Genomic DNA, 16,475 nt, shown 5'->3' on the forward strand with positions numbered 1-16,475 from the left:
GGGGCTCAGCGCCCCAGCACCTCCAGCCACTGGGGCACGCGCGGGCTGACCCGCAGGAGTCCCATCAGGGCAGTGGCGGGGCGGGTGTACCACAGGTCGCCGTTCTCGTGCGCCTCCGGCTGCCGGGTGAGGTAGCGGGTGGCGTTGTCCAGGGTATACGCCAGGACCCGCAGGGTCAGCGCGTCGTCGGCGTGCCCGCTGGCCTCGTGGTACCCGGCGAGCAGGTCCGGCACGGCGAGTGGCCCGGAGTAACTGAGGTCCAGGGCCGGGTCGCTCCACCCGGCGTCGCCCCAGTCGATCAGGGCGCTCACCGCACCGTCCCCGTTGACCATCAGGTTCCCGGCGTGCAGGTCGTTGTGCAGGAAGGCGGGCTGCGCGGGCGGCGGGTTCTCGCTCAGGAGGCGGGCGGTCAGGCCGGTCGCCCAGTCGGTCTCGGCGGTGCCCAGCCGCTCGCCGGTCAGGACGCGGGCGCGGGTGCGGGCCGGGTCGGGGGGCGTGATGGCCTTCAGGTGCCCGTGCGGGTCGGGTGCGCCTTTCACGCCCGCGTGCAGGGCGGCCAGGGCGCGGCCCGCCTCGCGCCACGCGCGGGACAGGCGCGGGTCGCCGTGCGCCCAGCCCAGGCTGTCCAGGCTGCGGCCCGGCGCGAAGGCGTACACGCTGACCGGCGCGTCGAGCACCGCGCGGGAATCGTCGAATACCAGTAACTCCGGGGTCGGAATCCCGGCCCGCACCGCTGCGGGCACGGCGACACTCTCGGTCAGGGCGTCATCGGTGTCGCCGGGCAGGGGCACGCGCAGCACCACGTCCCGCCCGGCGCGGCGGGCGCAGTACACGCGGTTGACGATGCCCACGCTGGGCAGGCGCGTCAGCGGCCCCTCCAGGCTGAACTGCTGCGCGAAGGCCGACAGTTCGGTGGGGGTCAGGTCAGGCAGGGCAGGCACGGGCCCCAGCATGCCGCGTAGGCGACCCGCCGGGCATCCGTCAGGTGGCGGGTACACTCCGGGGCATGCAGGCACTCGTGGACGCCATTCGGCAGCAGGGGGAGATTCTCCCCGGCGGCATTCTCAAGGTGGATGGACTCGTCAACCACCAGCTCCTCCCGCACCTGACGCGCGAGATGGGGGAGACCTTCGCGCGGCACTTCGCGCCGCTGAACCCCAGCAAGATCGTGACCATCGAGGTCAGCGGCATCGCGCCCGCCATTGCCACGGCCATGGTGCTGGGCGTGCCCATGGTGTACGCCCGCAAGAAGAAACCCGTGACCATGAAGGAACCCGCGTTCACCGCGCAGTCCGTCAGCCGCACCAAGGGCGGCGTGGTGGACCTGTACGTCAGCAGCGAGTTCCTGGGCGCGGACGACCGCGTGGTCGTGATCGACGACTTCCTCGCGTCGGGCGGCACGCTGCGCGCCCTGGCGGGCATGATCGGCGTCAGCGGCGCGCAGCTGCTGGGGATCGGCTGCGTGGTGGAAAAGCAGTTCGAGGCGGGCCGCGAGAAACTCGCCGACCTGAACGTTCCCATCCACACGCTGGCGAACATCGTCCGCATGAGCGAGGCCGCAGGGATCGAGGTCGAAGCCGGACGGTGAAGGTGGCCGCAGGGGACGCCGTGGGAGGCGGGCGGTACAATGCCCCCCATGAGTGACCACTACCAGCAGGATGGCTTCACCGTCACCCCCGAACTGAGCGCCGAGCGTCAGACCAGCTTCAAGGCTGCCCCTGAACTCGGGGACGGCATCGAGCCCGGCAAGACCTACCGCGCCGTGCTGGAAACCAGCAAGGGCCGCATCGTCGTCGAACTCTTCGCGGACGACGCGCCCGTCACGGTCAACAGCTTCGCGTACCTGCTGCGCCACCACTACTACGACGGCATCAAGTTCCACCGCGTGATCGACGGCTTCATGGCGCAGGCCGGTGACCCCACCGGCACCGGCGCGGGCGGCCCCGGCTACGACTTCGAGGACGAACCCAACGACCACCGCCACCGCGGCAAGGGCATCCTGAGCATGGCCAACCGCGGCCCGAACACCAACGGCAGCCAGTTCTTCATCACCTTCGTGGACACCCCCCACCTCGACGGCCGCCACACCGTCTTCGGCAAGGTCGTCGAGGGCCTCGACGTGCTCGACCGCCTCACCCGCATCGAGCCGGGCCGCATGGGCACCGCCGACGTGATCGAAACCGCATACCTCGTCGAGAAGTAAAGAAGTAGAAGGTCAACAGTTGATGGTTGATGGACTGGGGGGTGCCCCGATCCATCAACCATCAACTTTCGACTATCAACCCTCGTCCGGGGTGGCCGCCACGGCGCGGCGTACGATGGGCATGATCGTGAGGCCCTGCACGGCGATGGTGAACAGCACGATGGCGTACGTGACCGTCACGAGGTGCGTGCGGTACGGGCTGTCCGGCAGGCCCAGCGCGAGGCTGATGGCGATCCCGCCGCGCAGGCCGCCCCAGGTCAGCAGGCGCACCGTGTACGCCCCGTAGCCCTCGCGGGCGCGCACGAGGGCGAACGGTACGGCCACGCTGATCCAGCGGGCGGCGAGGGCCACGCCGATCAGCAGGACGCTCGCGAGGATCTGCGCGCCGGTCGTCTCGGTCAAGAGTACGTCCAGGCCGATGAAGGCGAACAGGACGATGTTCAGCACCTGATCGATGGTCTCCCAGAAGCCCTCCACGAGTTCCTGAGTGTCCGGCGTGAACAGCGTGTGCTTGTACGCGGAGATCACCAGGCCCGCCACGACCATCGCCAGCGGGCCGCTCACGCCCAGCGCCGCGGCCGCCACGTACCCGCCCACCACCAGCGCCAGGGTCAGCAGGATCTCCACGGCGTGTTCCTTCACGCCCAGCAGCGTGACGTACCCCAGGCCGCCCAGCAGCGCCCCGAACGCCAGGCCGCCCAGCGCCTCCCGCGCGAACAGGCCCGCCACGCCCGCCGCGTTGACCTCCCCGCCGTGCCCGCCCAGGCCCGCCGCGCCGGCCAGCGCCAGGAAGATCACCACGCCCACCCCGTCGTTGAAGAGGCTTTCCCCGGCGATCAGCGTTTCGATCTTCACGGGCACCCGCGCGCGCTTGAGGAGGTCCAGCACCGCCACCGGATCCGTCGGGCTGATCAGCGCGCCGAACAGCAGCGCCCACATCAGCGGCACGTTCAGGCCCACCAGCGCGAACACGCCGTACGCCGCGAAGCCGATCAGGGCGGTGCTGATCAGCGTGCTCAGGAACGCCAGCAGCAGGATGCTGCGCCGCTGCCGTAGCATCTGCCGGGCGTTCAGGCTCAGCGCGCCCGCGAACAGCAGCACGCTGAGAATCCCGTTCAGCACGAACTCCGTGAAGTTCAGCGTCTGAAGCACCCCCGACGCCCAGCCCCGCAGGCCCGGCAGGCCCAGCGCGTCCAGCATGATCAGCAGAATGCTCGCCAGCGCCCCCGCCAGCGTGACCCCCACCGTCGTGGGGAGGTGCAGGAACCGCTCGTTCAGGTACGCCAGCAGCGCGGTCACGCACAGCAGCACAGCAAAAGCACTCAGCATCCCCCCACCATACCGCCGCAGGACACGAAAAAACGCCCCGTGCGGGGCGTCTGGGCGGACCGGATTCAGTCCCGTTCGCGTTCGCGCTCGGCGTTCAGCTGAGCCTGAATCTGAGCCTGACGCTGACGCACGTAATCCTGATGGAAGCGCTGCTCGTCGATCATGTTCGTGCCGACCGTGAGTTTCCCGGTCGCCAGTTCCCGCATCGCCTGCGTGACCAGATTCCGCGTGCGGACGCGCTGCTCGACCGGCAGCACGCTCGGCGCGCCGCTGCGCAGCTGCAGCGCCCGCTTGGCGGTCACGACGCTCAGTCGGTACTTGCTGTCGGTCAGTGACAGCAGCTTGTCAATATCTCGTTCTGCCATGATGCACAACCTCCCTGGAAGCCACCGGACCCTGCTCCGGTATCAGCCCCCCACTCTAGCCCACGCGGCGCGCCCCGGCCAACCCCCAGCTGCACAGTTGCGCGCTGGGGCCGGGGCGTCAGGCGGTGTACGTCGTGCTGGCCGTGTCGCCGCCACGCCCGGTCCAGTTCGTGTGGAAGAACTCGCCGCGCGGGCGGTCCGTGCGTTCGTAGGTGTGCGCCCCGAAGTAATCCCGCTGCGCCTGAAGGAGGTTCGCGGGCAGCACCGCCGAGCGGTACCCGTCGAAGTACGCCAGGGCGCTGCTGAACGCCGGGACCGGCACGCCCCCACGCACGGCGGCCGCCACGGTCTCCCGCCACGCGCCCTGCGCGCCCCGCACCGCGTCGCAGAAGTACGGGGCGACCAGCAGGTTCGCCAGCCCCGGCTGCGCGTCGTACGCCTCCTTGATGCGGTCCAGGAACGCCGCGCGGATGATGCACCCGCCCCGCCACATCTGCGCGATCCGCCCGTAGTCCAGCGTCCACCCGGCGTCCTTCGCGCTCAGGTGCAGCAGCTGGAAGCCCTGCGCGTACGCGGCGATCTTGCTCGCGTACAGCGCCTGCCGGACGCCCTCCACGAACGCCTCCCGGTCGGCGGGCACCGGGAAGGCCGGGCCGCTCAGGACCGCACTTGCCGCCACGCGCTCGGCCTTCAGGGCGCTCATGGCCCGCGCGTACACCGCCTCCGTGATGGTCGCCGCGGGACTCCCGGCGTCCAGCGCCGCCACCGACGTCCACTTCCCGGTGCCCTTCTGCCCGGCCGCGTCCAGGATCACGTCCACCAGCGGCTGCCCGGTCACGTCGTCCGTCTTGCGCAGGATGTCGGCCGTGATCTCGATCAGGTAACTGTTCAGTTCGCCCTCGTTCCAGCGGGCAAAGACCTCCCCGGCCTCGGGGGCGCTGAGGCCTGCGGCGCGCAGGAGCTGGTAGCTCTCGGCGATCATCTGCATGTCGGCGTACTCGATGCCGTTGTGCACCATCTTCACGAAGTGCCCTGCGCCGTCCGGGCCGACCCAGTCGCAGCAGGGCGTGCCGTCCGCCACGCGCGCCGCGATCCCCTGGAAGATGGGTTTCACGGCCTCCCACGCTTGCTCGTTCCCGCCGGGCATGATGCTCGGGCCAGTCAGCGCACCCTCCTCGCCGCCGGAGACGCCGGTGCCGATGAACAGCAGGCCCCGCTCTGCCAGTTCGCGGGTGCGGCGCGTGGAGTCCGCCGGGTGGCTGTTCCCGCCGTCAATGATGATGTCCCCCGGGCTGAGTAGCGGCGCGAGGTGCCCGATGAACTCGTCCACCGCCGCGCCCGCCTTGACCATCAGCATCACGCGGCGCGGCGGTTTCAGTAGCGCTACGAGGTGCTCCAGGCTGTCCGCGCCCAGGATGCGCTTGCCCCTGGCGCGGCCCCCGGTGAAGGCCGTCACCTTGCTCACCGTGCGGTTGAAGGCCGCGACCGTGAACCCCCGGCTGGCCATGTTGAGGATCAGGTTCTCGCCCATCACGGCCAGCCCGATCACGCCGATATCCGCCCCTGCCTGCACGTCCAGAGTCATGCCGGAAGTGTACGGCGGACACAAAAGGGCGGCGGCGACGCATGTCCGCACAGCGGCCCGCCCCTCACCCTTCGGGCGGCGGGGTGCGCTAGCCTCCCGGCACCCATGTCCCGCCCCCCGCTGCGCGCCCTGCTCCTGCCCCTCCTGCTGGGCGTTCCCGCCATGGCCCAAAGTGCCGCCCCAGCCACACAGGCACCCGCTACACCAGCACCAGCTGCGCCTGCTCCGGCCCCTGCGTCCACAGCGAACGCACCGACCGCACCGACCACTGCTGCCCCGGCCCCGGAGGCCCAGCCCGGCTCGGCGCTGCGCGGCCTGTGGATCGATGCGTTCGGCCCCGGCCTGAAAACGCCCGCGCAGGTGAAACAGACCGTGCAGGACGCCGCGCGCCTGGGCGTGAACACCCTGTTCGTGCAGGCCATCCGCCGCGCCGACTGCCTGTGCCTGAAGGCCAGCGTGCCCGCCATCACCGACGCCGACCTGACCCCCGGCTTCGACCCGCTGGACGCCATTACCGCGCAGGCGCACGCCCGGGGCATGAAAGTCATCGCGTGGCTCAGCGTGACCGGCGTGGCCAACACCAGCGTGCCCAACGCCAGCCCCGATCACCTCATGCGCGCCCACGGACCCGACGCGGGCCGCGCGTCCTGGCTGGCCCGCCGCCCCGACGGTAGCTGGCTGGAAGGCAAGGACGCCTGGCTGGACGCCGCCATTCCCGACGCCGCCGAGTACATGACCCAGGCCGCCGTGAGCCTCGTGCGGAACTACCCCGTGGACGGCATCCAGCTTGACCGGATCCGCTACCCGGACGGCGGCGCGTGGGGCTACGACCCCAAGGTCCTCGCCCGCTACCGCGCCGAGAGCGGCCGCCCCGGCACACCCGCCGCCAGCGACCCCACGTGGCAGGCCTGGAAACGAGAGCAGATCACCAACCTCGTGCGGCGCATCGCGCTGGAGGTCAAGGCCGCCCGCCCGGACGCCTGGATCAGCGCCGCCACCATCACGTACAACGACGCGCCCGCCGACCTGGGCGGCTTCCGCAAGACCCGCACGTACACCGACGTGATGCAGGACTGGCCCACCTGGATGCAGACCGGCCTGCTCGACCTGAACGTCCTGATGAACTACAAGCGCGACGCCGCCCCACCCCAGGGCGCGTGGTTCGACCGCTGGAACACCTTCGCGCAGCTCGTGCAGACCCGCAGTGATGGGCAGCGCGTGGCGCTCGCGTCGGGCACCGCCATGTACCTCAACGCCCCGAAGGTCACCGCCGCGCAGGCCGCCCGCAGCGTCAGAGCGGGCCTCGGCTGGGTCGGGTACTCCTACCGCACCCCCACCGCCGACGTGTACGGCCAGCGGCAGGACACGCCCGCCGGACTGGGCGCCGTGCAGGCCGCCCTGACCGCCCCCGGCGGCGTCCTGAACACCCCGCGCCCCTGGACGGAATCCCCCGTCACCACGCGCGGCCTGCTGGGCCGTATCACCGGCGCGGGCACGCCCGGCGGGCAGACCGTGCAGGTCCTGCGCGACGGCAGGCTGATCGCGCAGGCGCAGACCGACGCGCTGGGGTACTACGGCTTCGCCACCCTGACGCCCGGCGCGGTCGAGGTGCGGGTCAGCGGGCAGCGCTGGCTGGACCGCGTGCCCGAACGCGGCGTGGTCCGCCTGCCGGACCTGCTCGTGCGGGCCGTGCAGATCATCCCCAGCCTGCCGCCCGCCAAACCCTGAAAGCAGGCGGGTCTGCTGAGCTTCAACCGGGCCTGATGTCCGGGGCAGACGGACCGCCCAGCAGGCCCGCCGGGTACACTCCCGGCATGACCGACACCGGCCTCTCCCCGCAGGAATTCCGTCAGACGCTGGGCCGCTTCGCGAGCGGCGTGACCATCATCACCGCCGGGCACGCAGGCGAGCGGCGCGGCATGACCGCCAGCGCCTTCGTGTCCGTCAGCCTCCAGCCGCCCCTGATCCTCGTCAGCGTGGACACGCGCGCCCACATGCACGCCCTGCTCCTTCAGGACGACGTGACGCACTTCGGCGTGAACGTCCTGTCCGCCACGCAGCGCCACCTCAGCGACCACTTCGCGGGCCGCCCCGGCCCCGAGGATCAGGTGTCGTGGTTCGAGCACGAGGGCCTGCCCCTCATCGGCGGCAGCGTCGCGCAACTCGTGTGCCGCAAGGACCGCGTCATTGAGGCCGGGGACCACACCCTGTTCCTGGGCTTCGTCGAGTACAGCCGCTACACCGACGACGACCCGCTGGTGTACTTCCGCGGCCAGTACCACGAACTGGGGTAAGGGCCAGGGTGCACCCCGACAGCCCTGGCCCGCCGCCCATAATGGCCCCGTGCCCCCCTACGCGCTGCAACTGCTGATCGCGCTCGTCCTCGTCGGCGTCACCCGCCTCGTCGCGTACCCCCTGACCGTGGGGGGCGGCGTGGTGGACGCCCTGGACGCCGTGCTGATGATGCTGGCCCTCGTGAACCTGCGCCTCGCGTGGACGGGCGCGAATGCCTCGGGCGGCGGCCGCGCCCCGGCGTGGTTCGTGGCTGCGGGCCTCGTCATGGCGGGCCTGATCACCTTCGCGATGGTCGCGGCCCTCACGCCCCGCTCCTGACGCCCCGCACAAACCTGCCGCGCGTGCCGGGTTTGTGCGGGGCGCGCCCCAGCGCTGGGCTAGACTCCGGGGCATGATTCGCCTCGCCATTCTCGCGGACCTGCACGCCAACCTGGCGGCCACCCTCGCGGTCCACGCAGACATTCAGCGGCGCGGCCTGACGGACATCTGGGTGCTGGGCGACCTGGTCGGCAAGGGACCACGCCCGCGTGAAGTGCTGGACTGGACGCAGGCGCACGCCACCCGCGTCATCCAGGGCAACTGGGACGCCCGCGTCGCCGGCGCCACGCACCGCCCGCAGGACCTCTGGCCGCGCAGCAAACTCAGCCCGGAACAGCTCGCGTACCTCGGCGCCCTCCCGTACGGCATCGAGGAACAGTTCGGCGGCGCGTGGTGGCGCTTCGTGCACGCCAGCAGCCGCGGCCTCTTTCACCGCCTGTACCCGCACAGCAGCCTGCACGACCAGCTGGAGGCGTTCGCGCCCAACGCGCAGTTCGGCCTGAAAGCCCACGCGGACGCGCTGGTGTACGCCGACATGCACGAGGCGCTCATGCTGGACGTCGAGGGCCGACCCCTGATCAACTGCGGCAGCGTCGGCAACCCACTGGACTCCACGCTGCCGTGCTACCTGGTACTGGAATTCGACCCGCACGGCCCGTCCCACAGCGCCACGTACGTCCGACTGACCTACGACCGCGACGAGGAGATCAGCGCCGCCGAGGCCAGCGGCATGCCGTTTACCCGCGAGTACATCGCGGAACTCCTGACTGGCGCGTACCAGAAACGCCGCGCCCGCACTGGCGAGTAGCGGCGTGCGGCCCCTGTTCGAGTTCCAACTTCAGGACCTTGGGGCCGTGCGGGATGGCTGGGAGGCGTGCATTCCGATAGATTTTCCTGAGGTGCGCGTCGAGACGCTGTTGCACGTCTTGGGTTGGGGCACGTACCACCTGAACACGCCGGGCGGCATCTTCCCAGAAGAAGATCCCGCGTTCCGGGCAGCCTTCGTGCATCGGCAGTGGGAGGCGTGGGGGAAGGCCGCCGCGCTGTCGCAACTGGGAAGACAACCTCACGATGCCCCAGCCCATCCGGCGGTGTTGGAGGTTCATTGGAAACAGGACCGTGAACGGCGAATGGCGCAGGACAGCGTGCTGAACTTCACCGAGGAGCTGTGCGGCGCGGCAGGTCTGCTCCTGAGGGCCCTGCCCGCCCCGCTAGAGGAATGGATGGCCTCCGGGCGCTGGGCGCGCTGGATGGCGGAGCTGCGCCGACGGGTTGAGGCGACTGACGAAGTCGGTCCGGCGGAGCGGCAGGCCAGGAAGCGGCTGATCGAGGAACTGGACTGGTGGGTCGAACCGGCCCGAGTCGAGATCGGATACGCGCGTGACAACGTGAGCAACACCTACTTCCTGCGCTTCCGGCGAGTAGGGTCTGACGTACAGGTCTCGTGGCATCCCCCGGATGAACCGGACGATGATTCGTGGCGGTCCTGGTTGCCTCAGACCGGGCAGCTGATCCTGCCCGCCGACGAGTTCCACGCGCAGGTGCGGGCCTTCCGTGACGCGGTGCGGCTGGAGATGGAGGCGCGACTGCTGACCCTGGCCGGGCAGGGGGCCGTGACGTTCAGCGAGGCGGCCCCCGGGAAGCACATATTGAACCGCGACCTCGGGCCGGTCGAGGTGGCTGCACCACTGGAACCGGCCGCCGTGCTGGCCCGCGTCCGCTGGATGGAAGCCACCTTCGGGGTGCGCGTCGAGGACTGCTGACGGGACAGAGGGCGGGTCACCCTGAGTGGTCGTCATGCCCTCACGTTCTGCCCTTATCCTGGGCGGCATGCGCCGCGCCTTCCTGATTGCCGTCCTGCTGGGTCTGACCGGGGCGGCGCAGGTGGCCACGCCCACCGCGGGGGAGCCGGTGACGCTGCACCTGTCGCGCGAGCCGGGCCTCAGCGCGGGCGTGCGCGCGGCCCTGCGGGGCCTGCCCGGGAATGTGGAGACGGTGGTGCTCGTGCAGGACCTGCGGACGCGGGCGGTGCTGGAGGCGCGGCAGCCGGACCGGGCGCTGATTCCGGCGAGTACGACGAAGCTGGTGACGGCGGCCAGCGTGCTGGACGAGCGGGGCGGAGCGGGAGGGTGGTGGAGTGCGGAACTGACGGTGCCGGCGGCGCAGGTGGGCCAGGCATCGGTGAAGGCGGTGACGCTACGCGGCAGTGGCGACCTGACGTTGAGCGTGGCCGACGGCGCGTACAGCCTGCGGGCGCTGGCGCGGCAGGCGTACGCGCACGGGCTGCGCGAGGTGGGTGAGGTGCGCGTGGACGACCTAGGGTTCGACGCGGCGGCGTGGGCGGTGCCGCTGGGCGCGCCCATGACGGCGCTGCGCCTCGCGGAGTGGCACGACGATCCGCCCGCGTCCGCGCAGGCGGCGCGGGAGCGGCTGGGCGCCGCGCTGACCGCGCAGCTGCGCGCGGCGGGCGTGCGGGTCGCGCGGGACGCGCCTGCACGCGCGGCGCCGTGGCAGGCGTGGGTGCCGCCCGCCCGGACGGATGACCAGGGGCAGGCGCTGCCGCCCGATCCGGTGACGCCCGTGGCGGCCCGGCCGGAGCAGGGCATCGCCAGCGTGCGCAGCGCCTCGCCGTTCCAGGTGCTGGCGGCCACGCTGCGGCCCAGTGACAACCTGCGCGCCGAGGAACTGCTGGGCACCCTGGCGCACGGCGCGAACGGCACGCTACGCGGGGCGCTGGCGCGGGAGCGGGCGTACCTGCGCCGCCTTGGTGCGGACCTGAGCGAGGTGGAACTGCATGACGGCAGCGGCCTGAGCCGTGAGAACCGCCTGAGTCCGCGCGTTCTGGTGGCCGTGCTGCGCGAGCAGTTCGACCTGCCTGCGCCCCTGCCGGGAAAGACGGGTCTGCCCGCAGCGCTGTACGGGGCGCGCGGCAACGCATTTGCTGAGGCCCTCCCGGAGGCGGGAACGGGCGAGAACGTCCCGGAACACGACGGGCGCGGCGGGACGATGGCGCTGCGGCTGCGCGGCGCGGGCCTGGACGTGCGCGCCAAGACCGGTACCCTGCCCGGCGTGAGCGCCCTGGCCGGGTACGTCACGGGCCGCAGCGGCCACGTGCTGGCGTTCGCGGTGATCATGAACGGCCCGGAATCCACGCCGATCCTGGACCTGCGGGCCGCGCAGGACCGGGTGGTGCAGGCGGTGGCCGCCGCACACTGACCGCGGCCGGGGGCGTGGACGCTGATCCCCCCTGACGGTGGTGGAGGGCGGATGAGCCCCAGTTTCATGCAGGGAATGAACCCGATCCAATAAACTGCGGGGCGTGACGACTGAAGCGGGAATGAATGTGGTGGTGGCGACCAGCAACGCCGGGAAAGTCAGGGAGATCGAGGAGGCCCTGCAGGGCACTGGCTGGACCCTCAGCCCGCTCGGCGGTGTGCCGCTGCCGGAGGAGACCGGCGCCACCTACGAGGAGAACGCCGCCCTGAAGGCCTGCGCGGCGGCCCTCGTGTCCCAGCGGCCCGCCCTGGCGGACGACAGTGGACTGGAGGTCGAGGCGCTGCAGGGGGAACCGGGCGTGTACTCCGCCCGGTACGGGAACCGCGACAGCGACATGGAACGCAACGTGTACCTGCTGGAAAAACTGCGCGGGCAGAAAAACCGCCGCGCCAAGTTCGTCTCCGTCGTGATTCTGGCCTACCCGGACGGCCACCTGGAAACGTACCGGGGTGAACTGCACGGCACGCTGCTGGAAGGACCGCGCGGCGCGAACGGCTTCGGGTACGACCCGCTGTTCGTGCCGGACGGCGAGACCCGCACGCTGGCGGAACTGACGGTCGCGGAGAAGCGCGCCATCAGCCACCGGGGGCGCGCGCTGGCCGCCCTGCAAGACGCGCACCGCAGCGGCCTGCCCGAGCGGGAGATTACCCCGATCATCTGAAGCGCGGCGCACCCGCGTGGGGTCACCTCGTCTGGGGTGGCCCCGCATTCATGCTTCCCTGACGGCCCGTGCAGGTGGCCTTCACCCTGGGCGCTGCGTTTCAGTTGCGGCCCCCGCGCGCTCCGTACGGTGAGGGCATGAGTGTGTACCGGAACGTGCTGGCAGGGTTGATCGGGGGGGCCGTGGGCACCTTGGCGATGGGGCAGTACTGGACGCGGGTGGCGCCGCTTCTCGAGGGCGACAGTGGCAGCGGTGGTGGGGCCAGCGAGCAGCCGAAGGAGGACAAGCATTCCATCTCGGTGATCGGGCAGCAGCACCAGCCGGGCGAGAGCAGCACCGCCGCGATCGGCCGGGTCGCGTACGAGAAGGCCGAGGGGCACGCCCCTGGCCGGCAGACCCGCGCGGCGCTCAGTGAGGCTGTCCACTGGGGTATGGGCGTCGGCAGCGGCGCGCTGTACGGTGCGCTGGCCGGGCGCGGCAATCCGCTCAAGGGCGCGGCGTTCGGCGTGGGCCTCTGGGCGCTGGTGGACGAGGGCATCGTGCCGCTGCTGGGCCTTCAGGACGGCCCGGCCGGAACGCCCGCGAAGGGCCACGCGAACCGCCTGGGGGCGCACCTGTCCTACGGGCTGGCGCTGGGCGTGACGGCCCTGCTGCTGGGCGCGCTGCTGCCTGAGGACTGAACCGGGAAGAACTGAGGCGGGCCGCCTCCCGGACAGGGGAGAGCGGCCCGTTTCACTGCGGGTGCTTACGCTTTGGCGTGGTCGCGCACGTCGTTCTTCAGGCGCATCAGGATGGCGCCCATGCCGCGCAGGCGCATGGGGGTGATCAGTTCGGTCAGGCCCATGTCCATGTAGAACTGGTCGGGGATGCTCAGGATCTCCTCGGGCTGCGCGCCGTCGAGCGCCTCGTGCAGGATGCCGGCGTAGCCGCGCACGGTGGGGGCCTCCTCGGGGACCTTGAAGTACAGGTGCATGCCGCCCTGCTCGTCCTGCTCGGTGACCAGGAAGAAGGGGCTGGTGCATTCGGGCACCGGCTGGAGGAACTCGGGGTGCTCGAGGTACTTCTCGGGCAGGCCGGGGAGTTTCTTGCTGTACTCCAGCAGGGCCTGAAGGCGCAGGGGTTTGGGGGCGCTGCGGAACATCGTGACGATGGTCTGGAGTTTCTCCGGCAGGGCGGGCACGGCGTCGGTCATGCGGGGAGTGTACCGCCGGGCCCCGGGCGGGATTGGGTGGGCCTGTCCAGTTGACCTCTTTTGTCAATAAGTTCCCGATCAGGGTACAATCCTGGGGCAACAGCGCCCTATTTCCCCTCAGGAGGCACCACCATGGACTACGCGAAAGACGTTCTCGTCAGCACTGACTGGGTCGAACAGAACCTGAACACGCCCGGCATTCGCCTGATCGAAGTGGATGAAGACATCCTCCTCTACGACACCGGGCACGCCCCCGGCGCCGTGAAACTCGACTGGCAGGTCGACCTGTGGCACCCCGTCGAGCGTGACTTCATCACCCCCGAGCAGGTCAGCGAACTGCTGGGCCGCCTGGGCATCCAGGCAGACGACACCATCGTCCTGTACGGCGACAAGAGCAACTGGTGGGCCGCGTACGCCTACTGGTTCCTGTCCTACAGCGGCGTGAAGAACCCCCTGAAACTCATGAACGGTGGCCGCCAGAAGTGGATTGCCGAGGGCCGCCCCACCACCACCGACGCCCCCAGCGTCGAGGCCACGACCTACCCCGCCCTGACCCGCGATGACAGCCTGCGCGCCTACCGCGACGAGGTCAAGGCCCATCTGGAGAGCGTCAAGGGCGGCACCGGCGCGCTGGTGGACGTTCGCAGCCCCGACGAATTCAGCGGCAAGGTCACGCATATGCCCAACTACCCACAGGAAGGCGTGCTGCGCGGCGGCCACATTCCCGGCGCGCGCAGCATCCCCTGGGCCAAGGCCACGAACGAGGACGGCACCTTCAAGTCGGCCGACGAACTGAAAGCCCTGTACGAGGGTGAAGGCGTCACCGCCGACAAGGACGTCATCGCGTACTGCCGCATCGCCGAGCGCAGCAGCCACAGCTGGTTCGTGCTGCGCGAACTGCTGGGCTACCCCAAGGTCCGCAACTACGACGGCAGCTGGACCGAATGGGGCAACGCCGTGGGCCTCCCCATCGAGAAGAGCTACAGCGAGGCGTAACCGCCCCCCTGCACCGCGCCCCCGTCCACCACAGGCCGGGGGTTTACTTCTGTATTCAGCCCAGGTGGCGTGACAGTCCGGCAGGCTGCTGCCCGGGCCGGCCTGTCCGCCGTCCGCTCGGCCAGCTGTGGTCCTGCGGCGGCAGGCGCAACCGGGTGGCCCGGTCCCCGCGCGCGCCGGCCAGTGCTGGGTGCGCGCGGGAAGGCCGCTGGACCCCATGTCAGATCGGCGTGCACCCCATCCACTCCAGGGCTATGCTGCGCTTCGTTTCACCAACTGATTCAGGTTCCACAGCACCCCTTCCCCCCTGAATGCCCGGTCTGACCGCGGACGTTCAGACCGCCACCACCGGAGGAACACCCGATGCGCCGCCTCGCCCTGTGCCTTAGCTTGACCCTGATGACCGCCACTGCCGCCACCGCCCAGACCACCCCCGCCGCGCCGCAGACCAGCGCGCCGTTCCTGCCCGGCGACGCCCGCCCGGACGCCCCGGAACTCGCCGCGCGCGGCACGTTCGCCGTCGGCGTGCGCACCGTCACGCTGGTCAACCCGAGCCAGCCGGACCTGGCCCGCGCGCCCCAGAGCGGCCCCGTCCCCCGCGCCGACCGCCGCCTGACCGTGGAAGTCTGGTACCCCACAGCCACCGGCGCGAAAGAAGCCGTCACGTACACCGACACCCTCACGAGCGGCAAGGCCTTCACCTTCGACGGCCGCGCGGCCCGGGACGCCAAACCCCTGAGCGGGCAGGCGTTCCCGCTGGTCATCGTGTCGCACGGGTACACCGGCAGCCGCTACCTCCTGACGCACCTCACCGAGAACCTCGCCAGCAAGGGGTACGTCGTGGCCGCCATCGACCACACCGACAGCACCCACGACAACCGCGGGCCGTTCAACAGCACCCTGGTGAACCGCGCGCCGGACATCAACTTCACGCTCGATCAGCTGGCGAAACTCGGCGCGCCCGGCAGCGGCTCCCCGCTGAGCGGCGTGGTCAACGCCAGCCGCACCGCCCTGATCGGGTACTCCATGGGCGGCTACGGCGTGCTGAACGCCGCCGGAGCCGGGTACGCCCCCAAGGTCGCCGCGCTGCTGCCCGGCGGCACCCTGACGCCCCGCCAGACCGGCGCGTTCACGCCCGACCCGCGCATCCGCGCCGCCGTTGCTTTCGCACCCTGGGGCGGGCCCAGCGCCGCGCGCGGCCTGGGTGTGCCTACCGGGGAGTACGGCTTCTGGGACGCCAAGGGGCTGGAGGGCCTGAAGGTCCCCACGCTGTTCGTCGTGGGCGACCATGACGACGTGTCGGGCTTCGAGGAGGGCGTCAAACCCCTGTTCGAGCACGCCGTGAACGCCGACCGCTACCTGCTGGTGTACCAGAACGCCCGGCACAACATCGCCCCGAACCCCGCGCCCAGCCTGCCGGGCCTGAGCTTCGCCGACCACGAGCACTACGCCGACCCCGTATGGGACAGCGCCCGCCTGAACAACCTCAACCAGCACTTCGTCACCGCGTTCCTGAACCTGACCCTCAAGGGCGAGGCGGGCGCCGCCGCGTACCTGAACGTCCCCACGCCCGTCGCCGCCAACGCGACCGGCACGAACGCCTGGAAGGGCTTCGCGCCCCGCACCATGCTCGGCCTGGAGCTGTACCACCTCCGCCCCCGCTGACCCTGCACCCGCCCGGGCGCGCGGCCCGCACCACACCCGCTGCGTGAGTGGCGGGTGAAGAAGGCCACAGCGACGCGCCCGAAGCGGGGATACCGGACCCCGCCCGCCCCGCGCTACGCTGCGCGGGATGCTGGGCCTTCTGATCCTCCTGCTGGCACTTCTGATCGCCGCGCCGCTCGCGTGGCGGTTCACGCGCCGCGCCGCGCCGCCCACCCCTGCCCCCACCCCGGAGATCATCCCGCCGCTGCCCTCGCAGGACGTGCGGCCCACGGCCCCTACCCTGGTTATGCCCGGAGAGAGCGCCGCGCTGCTGGACGACGCGCAGGCCGAGATGCTGGCTGACATCAGCCCTGAACAGCTGCGCCACCTGATGGCGGCCGTCCCAGGTGACGTCATGGCGCGCGCCATCGGGCAGGAGGACCTGACCAGCCACGCGCCCGTCACCGAGGAGCAGCGGCAGGAACTCCAGGGTCTGGGCGGCGCCCTCGACAGCCTGGACCTCTGGAACCTGGGCAGCGCCCCCGACCCCAAGGACGTCCCCACCCCCTGACCCGCCCCGCGAATTGCTCCGGAGGGATCCGGTAGAGCCC

Annotated in this window: 18 protein-coding genes; 13 read left to right on the forward strand and 5 right to left on the reverse strand. The window is 71.0% G+C overall.

All coding sequences use genetic code 11. The features are described 5' to 3' along the window. Window positions 1-5: 5 nt before the first annotated feature. Window positions 6-941, reverse strand: a complete 936-nt coding sequence (locus IEY63_RS07785; protein ID WP_189068412.1) for a phosphotransferase family protein — start codon at window positions 939-941, stop codon at window positions 6-8. A gap of 65 nt (window positions 942-1,006) precedes the next feature. On the opposite strand from IEY63_RS07785, the gene xpt reads away from it, so the two are divergent. Both xpt and IEY63_RS07795 read left to right on the forward strand, forming a co-directional pair. Beyond that, window positions 1,007-1,588 carry a xanthine phosphoribosyltransferase gene (gene xpt / locus IEY63_RS07790; RefSeq protein WP_189068413.1) on the forward strand — a complete coding sequence of 194 codons (582 nt, stop codon included), beginning with the start codon at window positions 1,007-1,009 and terminating at the stop codon, window positions 1,586-1,588. A 48-nt stretch (window positions 1,589-1,636) separates the two neighbouring features. Then, the gene (locus IEY63_RS07795) at window positions 1,637-2,203 is read left to right on the forward strand and encodes a peptidylprolyl isomerase (protein WP_373290900.1); all 567 of its coding nucleotides are present in this window, start codon (window positions 1,637-1,639) and stop codon (window positions 2,201-2,203) included. Between the two features lie 75 nt (window positions 2,204-2,278). Here IEY63_RS07795 and IEY63_RS07800 read toward each other — a convergent pair whose 3' ends face one another. The 3 genes from IEY63_RS07800 to gnd all read right to left on the reverse strand — a co-directional run bounded on the left by IEY63_RS07800 (window position 2,279) and on the right by gnd (window position 5,482). Further along, window positions 2,279-3,532 (reverse strand): cation:proton antiporter, encoded by a 1,254-nt coding sequence (locus IEY63_RS07800; RefSeq protein ID WP_189068415.1) that lies wholly within the window; start codon window positions 3,530-3,532, stop codon window positions 2,279-2,281. 65 nt (window positions 3,533-3,597) lie between these two features. After that, on the reverse strand, window positions 3,598-3,897 hold the full coding sequence (rpoZ, locus tag IEY63_RS07805) for a DNA-directed RNA polymerase subunit omega (protein WP_062157325.1): 300 nt from the start codon (window positions 3,895-3,897) through the stop codon (window positions 3,598-3,600). Between the two features lie 118 nt (window positions 3,898-4,015). After that, entirely contained in the window at window positions 4,016-5,482 is a 1,467-nt protein-coding gene (gnd, locus tag IEY63_RS07810) for a decarboxylating NADP(+)-dependent phosphogluconate dehydrogenase (RefSeq protein WP_189068416.1), read from the reverse strand. A 105-nt stretch (window positions 5,483-5,587) separates the two neighbouring features. Here gnd and IEY63_RS07815 point away from each other — a divergent pair, with 105 nt between their 5' ends. The 8 genes from IEY63_RS07815 (at window position 5,588) to IEY63_RS07850 (ending at window position 12,712) form a co-directional block, all read left to right on the forward strand. After that, complete coding sequence (locus IEY63_RS07815; protein ID WP_229784560.1) at window positions 5,588-7,210, forward strand: glycoside hydrolase family 10-like protein; 1,623 nt, start codon at window positions 5,588-5,590, stop codon at window positions 7,208-7,210. Window positions 7,211-7,296: 86 nt separating this feature from the next. After that, window positions 7,297-7,776, forward strand: a complete 480-nt coding sequence (locus IEY63_RS07820) for a flavin reductase family protein (protein WP_189068417.1) — start codon at window positions 7,297-7,299, stop codon at window positions 7,774-7,776. Between the two features lie 49 nt (window positions 7,777-7,825). Further along, the gene (locus tag IEY63_RS07825; RefSeq protein WP_189068418.1) at window positions 7,826-8,095 is read left to right on the forward strand and encodes a hypothetical protein; all 270 of its coding nucleotides are present in this window, start codon (window positions 7,826-7,828) and stop codon (window positions 8,093-8,095) included. Window positions 8,096-8,168: 73 nt separating this feature from the next. After that, window positions 8,169-8,903, forward strand: coding sequence for a metallophosphoesterase family protein (locus IEY63_RS07830; RefSeq protein WP_189068419.1), 735 nt, complete (start codon window positions 8,169-8,171; stop codon window positions 8,901-8,903). Window positions 8,904-8,907: 4 nt separating this feature from the next. After that, window positions 8,908-9,858, forward strand: coding sequence for a DUF5984 family protein (locus tag IEY63_RS07835; protein ID WP_189068420.1), 951 nt, complete (start codon window positions 8,908-8,910; stop codon window positions 9,856-9,858). A gap of 67 nt (window positions 9,859-9,925) precedes the next feature. Beyond that, window positions 9,926-11,311: a D-alanyl-D-alanine carboxypeptidase/D-alanyl-D-alanine-endopeptidase gene (locus IEY63_RS07840; protein WP_189068421.1), complete on the forward strand. Its 1,386-nt coding sequence runs from the start codon at window positions 9,926-9,928 to the stop codon at window positions 11,309-11,311. Between the two features lie 121 nt (window positions 11,312-11,432). Further along, complete coding sequence (gene rdgB / locus IEY63_RS07845; protein WP_189068502.1) at window positions 11,433-12,032, forward strand: RdgB/HAM1 family non-canonical purine NTP pyrophosphatase; 600 nt, start codon at window positions 11,433-11,435, stop codon at window positions 12,030-12,032. Window positions 12,033-12,169: 137 nt separating this feature from the next. Continuing rightward, window positions 12,170-12,712 (forward strand): hypothetical protein, encoded by a 543-nt coding sequence (locus tag IEY63_RS07850; protein ID WP_189068422.1) that lies wholly within the window; start codon window positions 12,170-12,172, stop codon window positions 12,710-12,712. Between the two features lie 65 nt (window positions 12,713-12,777). Here IEY63_RS07850 and IEY63_RS07855 read toward each other — a convergent pair whose 3' ends face one another. Further along, a complete protein-coding gene (locus IEY63_RS07855; RefSeq protein ID WP_189068423.1) occupies window positions 12,778-13,224 on the reverse strand; it encodes a SufE family protein in 447 nt (148 codons plus the stop codon). A gap of 132 nt (window positions 13,225-13,356) precedes the next feature. On the opposite strand from IEY63_RS07855, the gene IEY63_RS07860 reads away from it, so the two are divergent. The 3 genes from IEY63_RS07860 (at window position 13,357) to IEY63_RS07870 (ending at window position 16,435) form a co-directional block, all read left to right on the forward strand. Further along, window positions 13,357-14,220, forward strand: coding sequence for a sulfurtransferase (locus tag IEY63_RS07860; RefSeq protein ID WP_189068424.1), 864 nt, complete (start codon window positions 13,357-13,359; stop codon window positions 14,218-14,220). 399 nt (window positions 14,221-14,619) lie between these two features. Continuing rightward, complete coding sequence (locus IEY63_RS07865) at window positions 14,620-15,885, forward strand: alpha/beta hydrolase family protein (RefSeq protein WP_229784561.1); 1,266 nt, start codon at window positions 14,620-14,622, stop codon at window positions 15,883-15,885. Between the two features lie 127 nt (window positions 15,886-16,012). Continuing rightward, complete coding sequence (locus IEY63_RS07870; RefSeq protein WP_189068426.1) at window positions 16,013-16,435, forward strand: hypothetical protein; 423 nt, start codon at window positions 16,013-16,015, stop codon at window positions 16,433-16,435. Window positions 16,436-16,475: the final 40 nt, after the last annotated feature.

Source organism: Deinococcus radiotolerans (assembly GCF_014647435.1).
GTDB lineage: Bacteria > Deinococcota > Deinococci > Deinococcales > Deinococcaceae > Deinococcus > Deinococcus radiotolerans.

Coding starts and splice junctions, on each gene's coding strand:
- IEY63_RS07800 (WP_189068415.1), bottom strand. CDS start 3,532: ATGCTGAGTGCTTTTGCTGTGCTGCTGTGCGTGACCGCGCTGCTGGCG.
- rdgB (WP_189068502.1), top strand. CDS start 11,433: ATGAATGTGGTGGTGGCGACCAGCAACGCCGGGAAAGTCAGGGAGATC.
- gnd (WP_189068416.1), bottom strand. CDS start 5,482: ATGACTCTGGACGTGCAGGCAGGGGCGGATATCGGCGTGATCGGGCTG.
- IEY63_RS07820 (WP_189068417.1), top strand. CDS start 7,297: ATGACCGACACCGGCCTCTCCCCGCAGGAATTCCGTCAGACGCTGGGC.
- IEY63_RS07815 (WP_229784560.1), top strand. CDS start 5,588: ATGTCCCGCCCCCCGCTGCGCGCCCTGCTCCTGCCCCTCCTGCTGGGC.
- IEY63_RS07795 (WP_373290900.1), top strand. CDS start 1,637: ATGAGTGACCACTACCAGCAGGATGGCTTCACCGTCACCCCCGAACTG.
- IEY63_RS07830 (WP_189068419.1), top strand. CDS start 8,169: ATGATTCGCCTCGCCATTCTCGCGGACCTGCACGCCAACCTGGCGGCC.
- IEY63_RS07855 (WP_189068423.1), bottom strand. CDS start 13,224: ATGACCGACGCCGTGCCCGCCCTGCCGGAGAAACTCCAGACCATCGTC.
- IEY63_RS07870 (WP_189068426.1), top strand. CDS start 16,013: ATGCTGGGCCTTCTGATCCTCCTGCTGGCACTTCTGATCGCCGCGCCG.
- IEY63_RS07865 (WP_229784561.1), top strand. CDS start 14,620: ATGACCGCCACTGCCGCCACCGCCCAGACCACCCCCGCCGCGCCGCAG.
- rpoZ (WP_062157325.1), bottom strand. CDS start 3,897: ATGGCAGAACGAGATATTGACAAGCTGCTGTCACTGACCGACAGCAAG.
- IEY63_RS07850 (WP_189068422.1), top strand. CDS start 12,170: ATGAGTGTGTACCGGAACGTGCTGGCAGGGTTGATCGGGGGGGCCGTG.
- IEY63_RS07840 (WP_189068421.1), top strand. CDS start 9,926: ATGCGCCGCGCCTTCCTGATTGCCGTCCTGCTGGGTCTGACCGGGGCG.
- IEY63_RS07860 (WP_189068424.1), top strand. CDS start 13,357: ATGGACTACGCGAAAGACGTTCTCGTCAGCACTGACTGGGTCGAACAG.
- xpt (WP_189068413.1), top strand. CDS start 1,007: ATGCAGGCACTCGTGGACGCCATTCGGCAGCAGGGGGAGATTCTCCCC.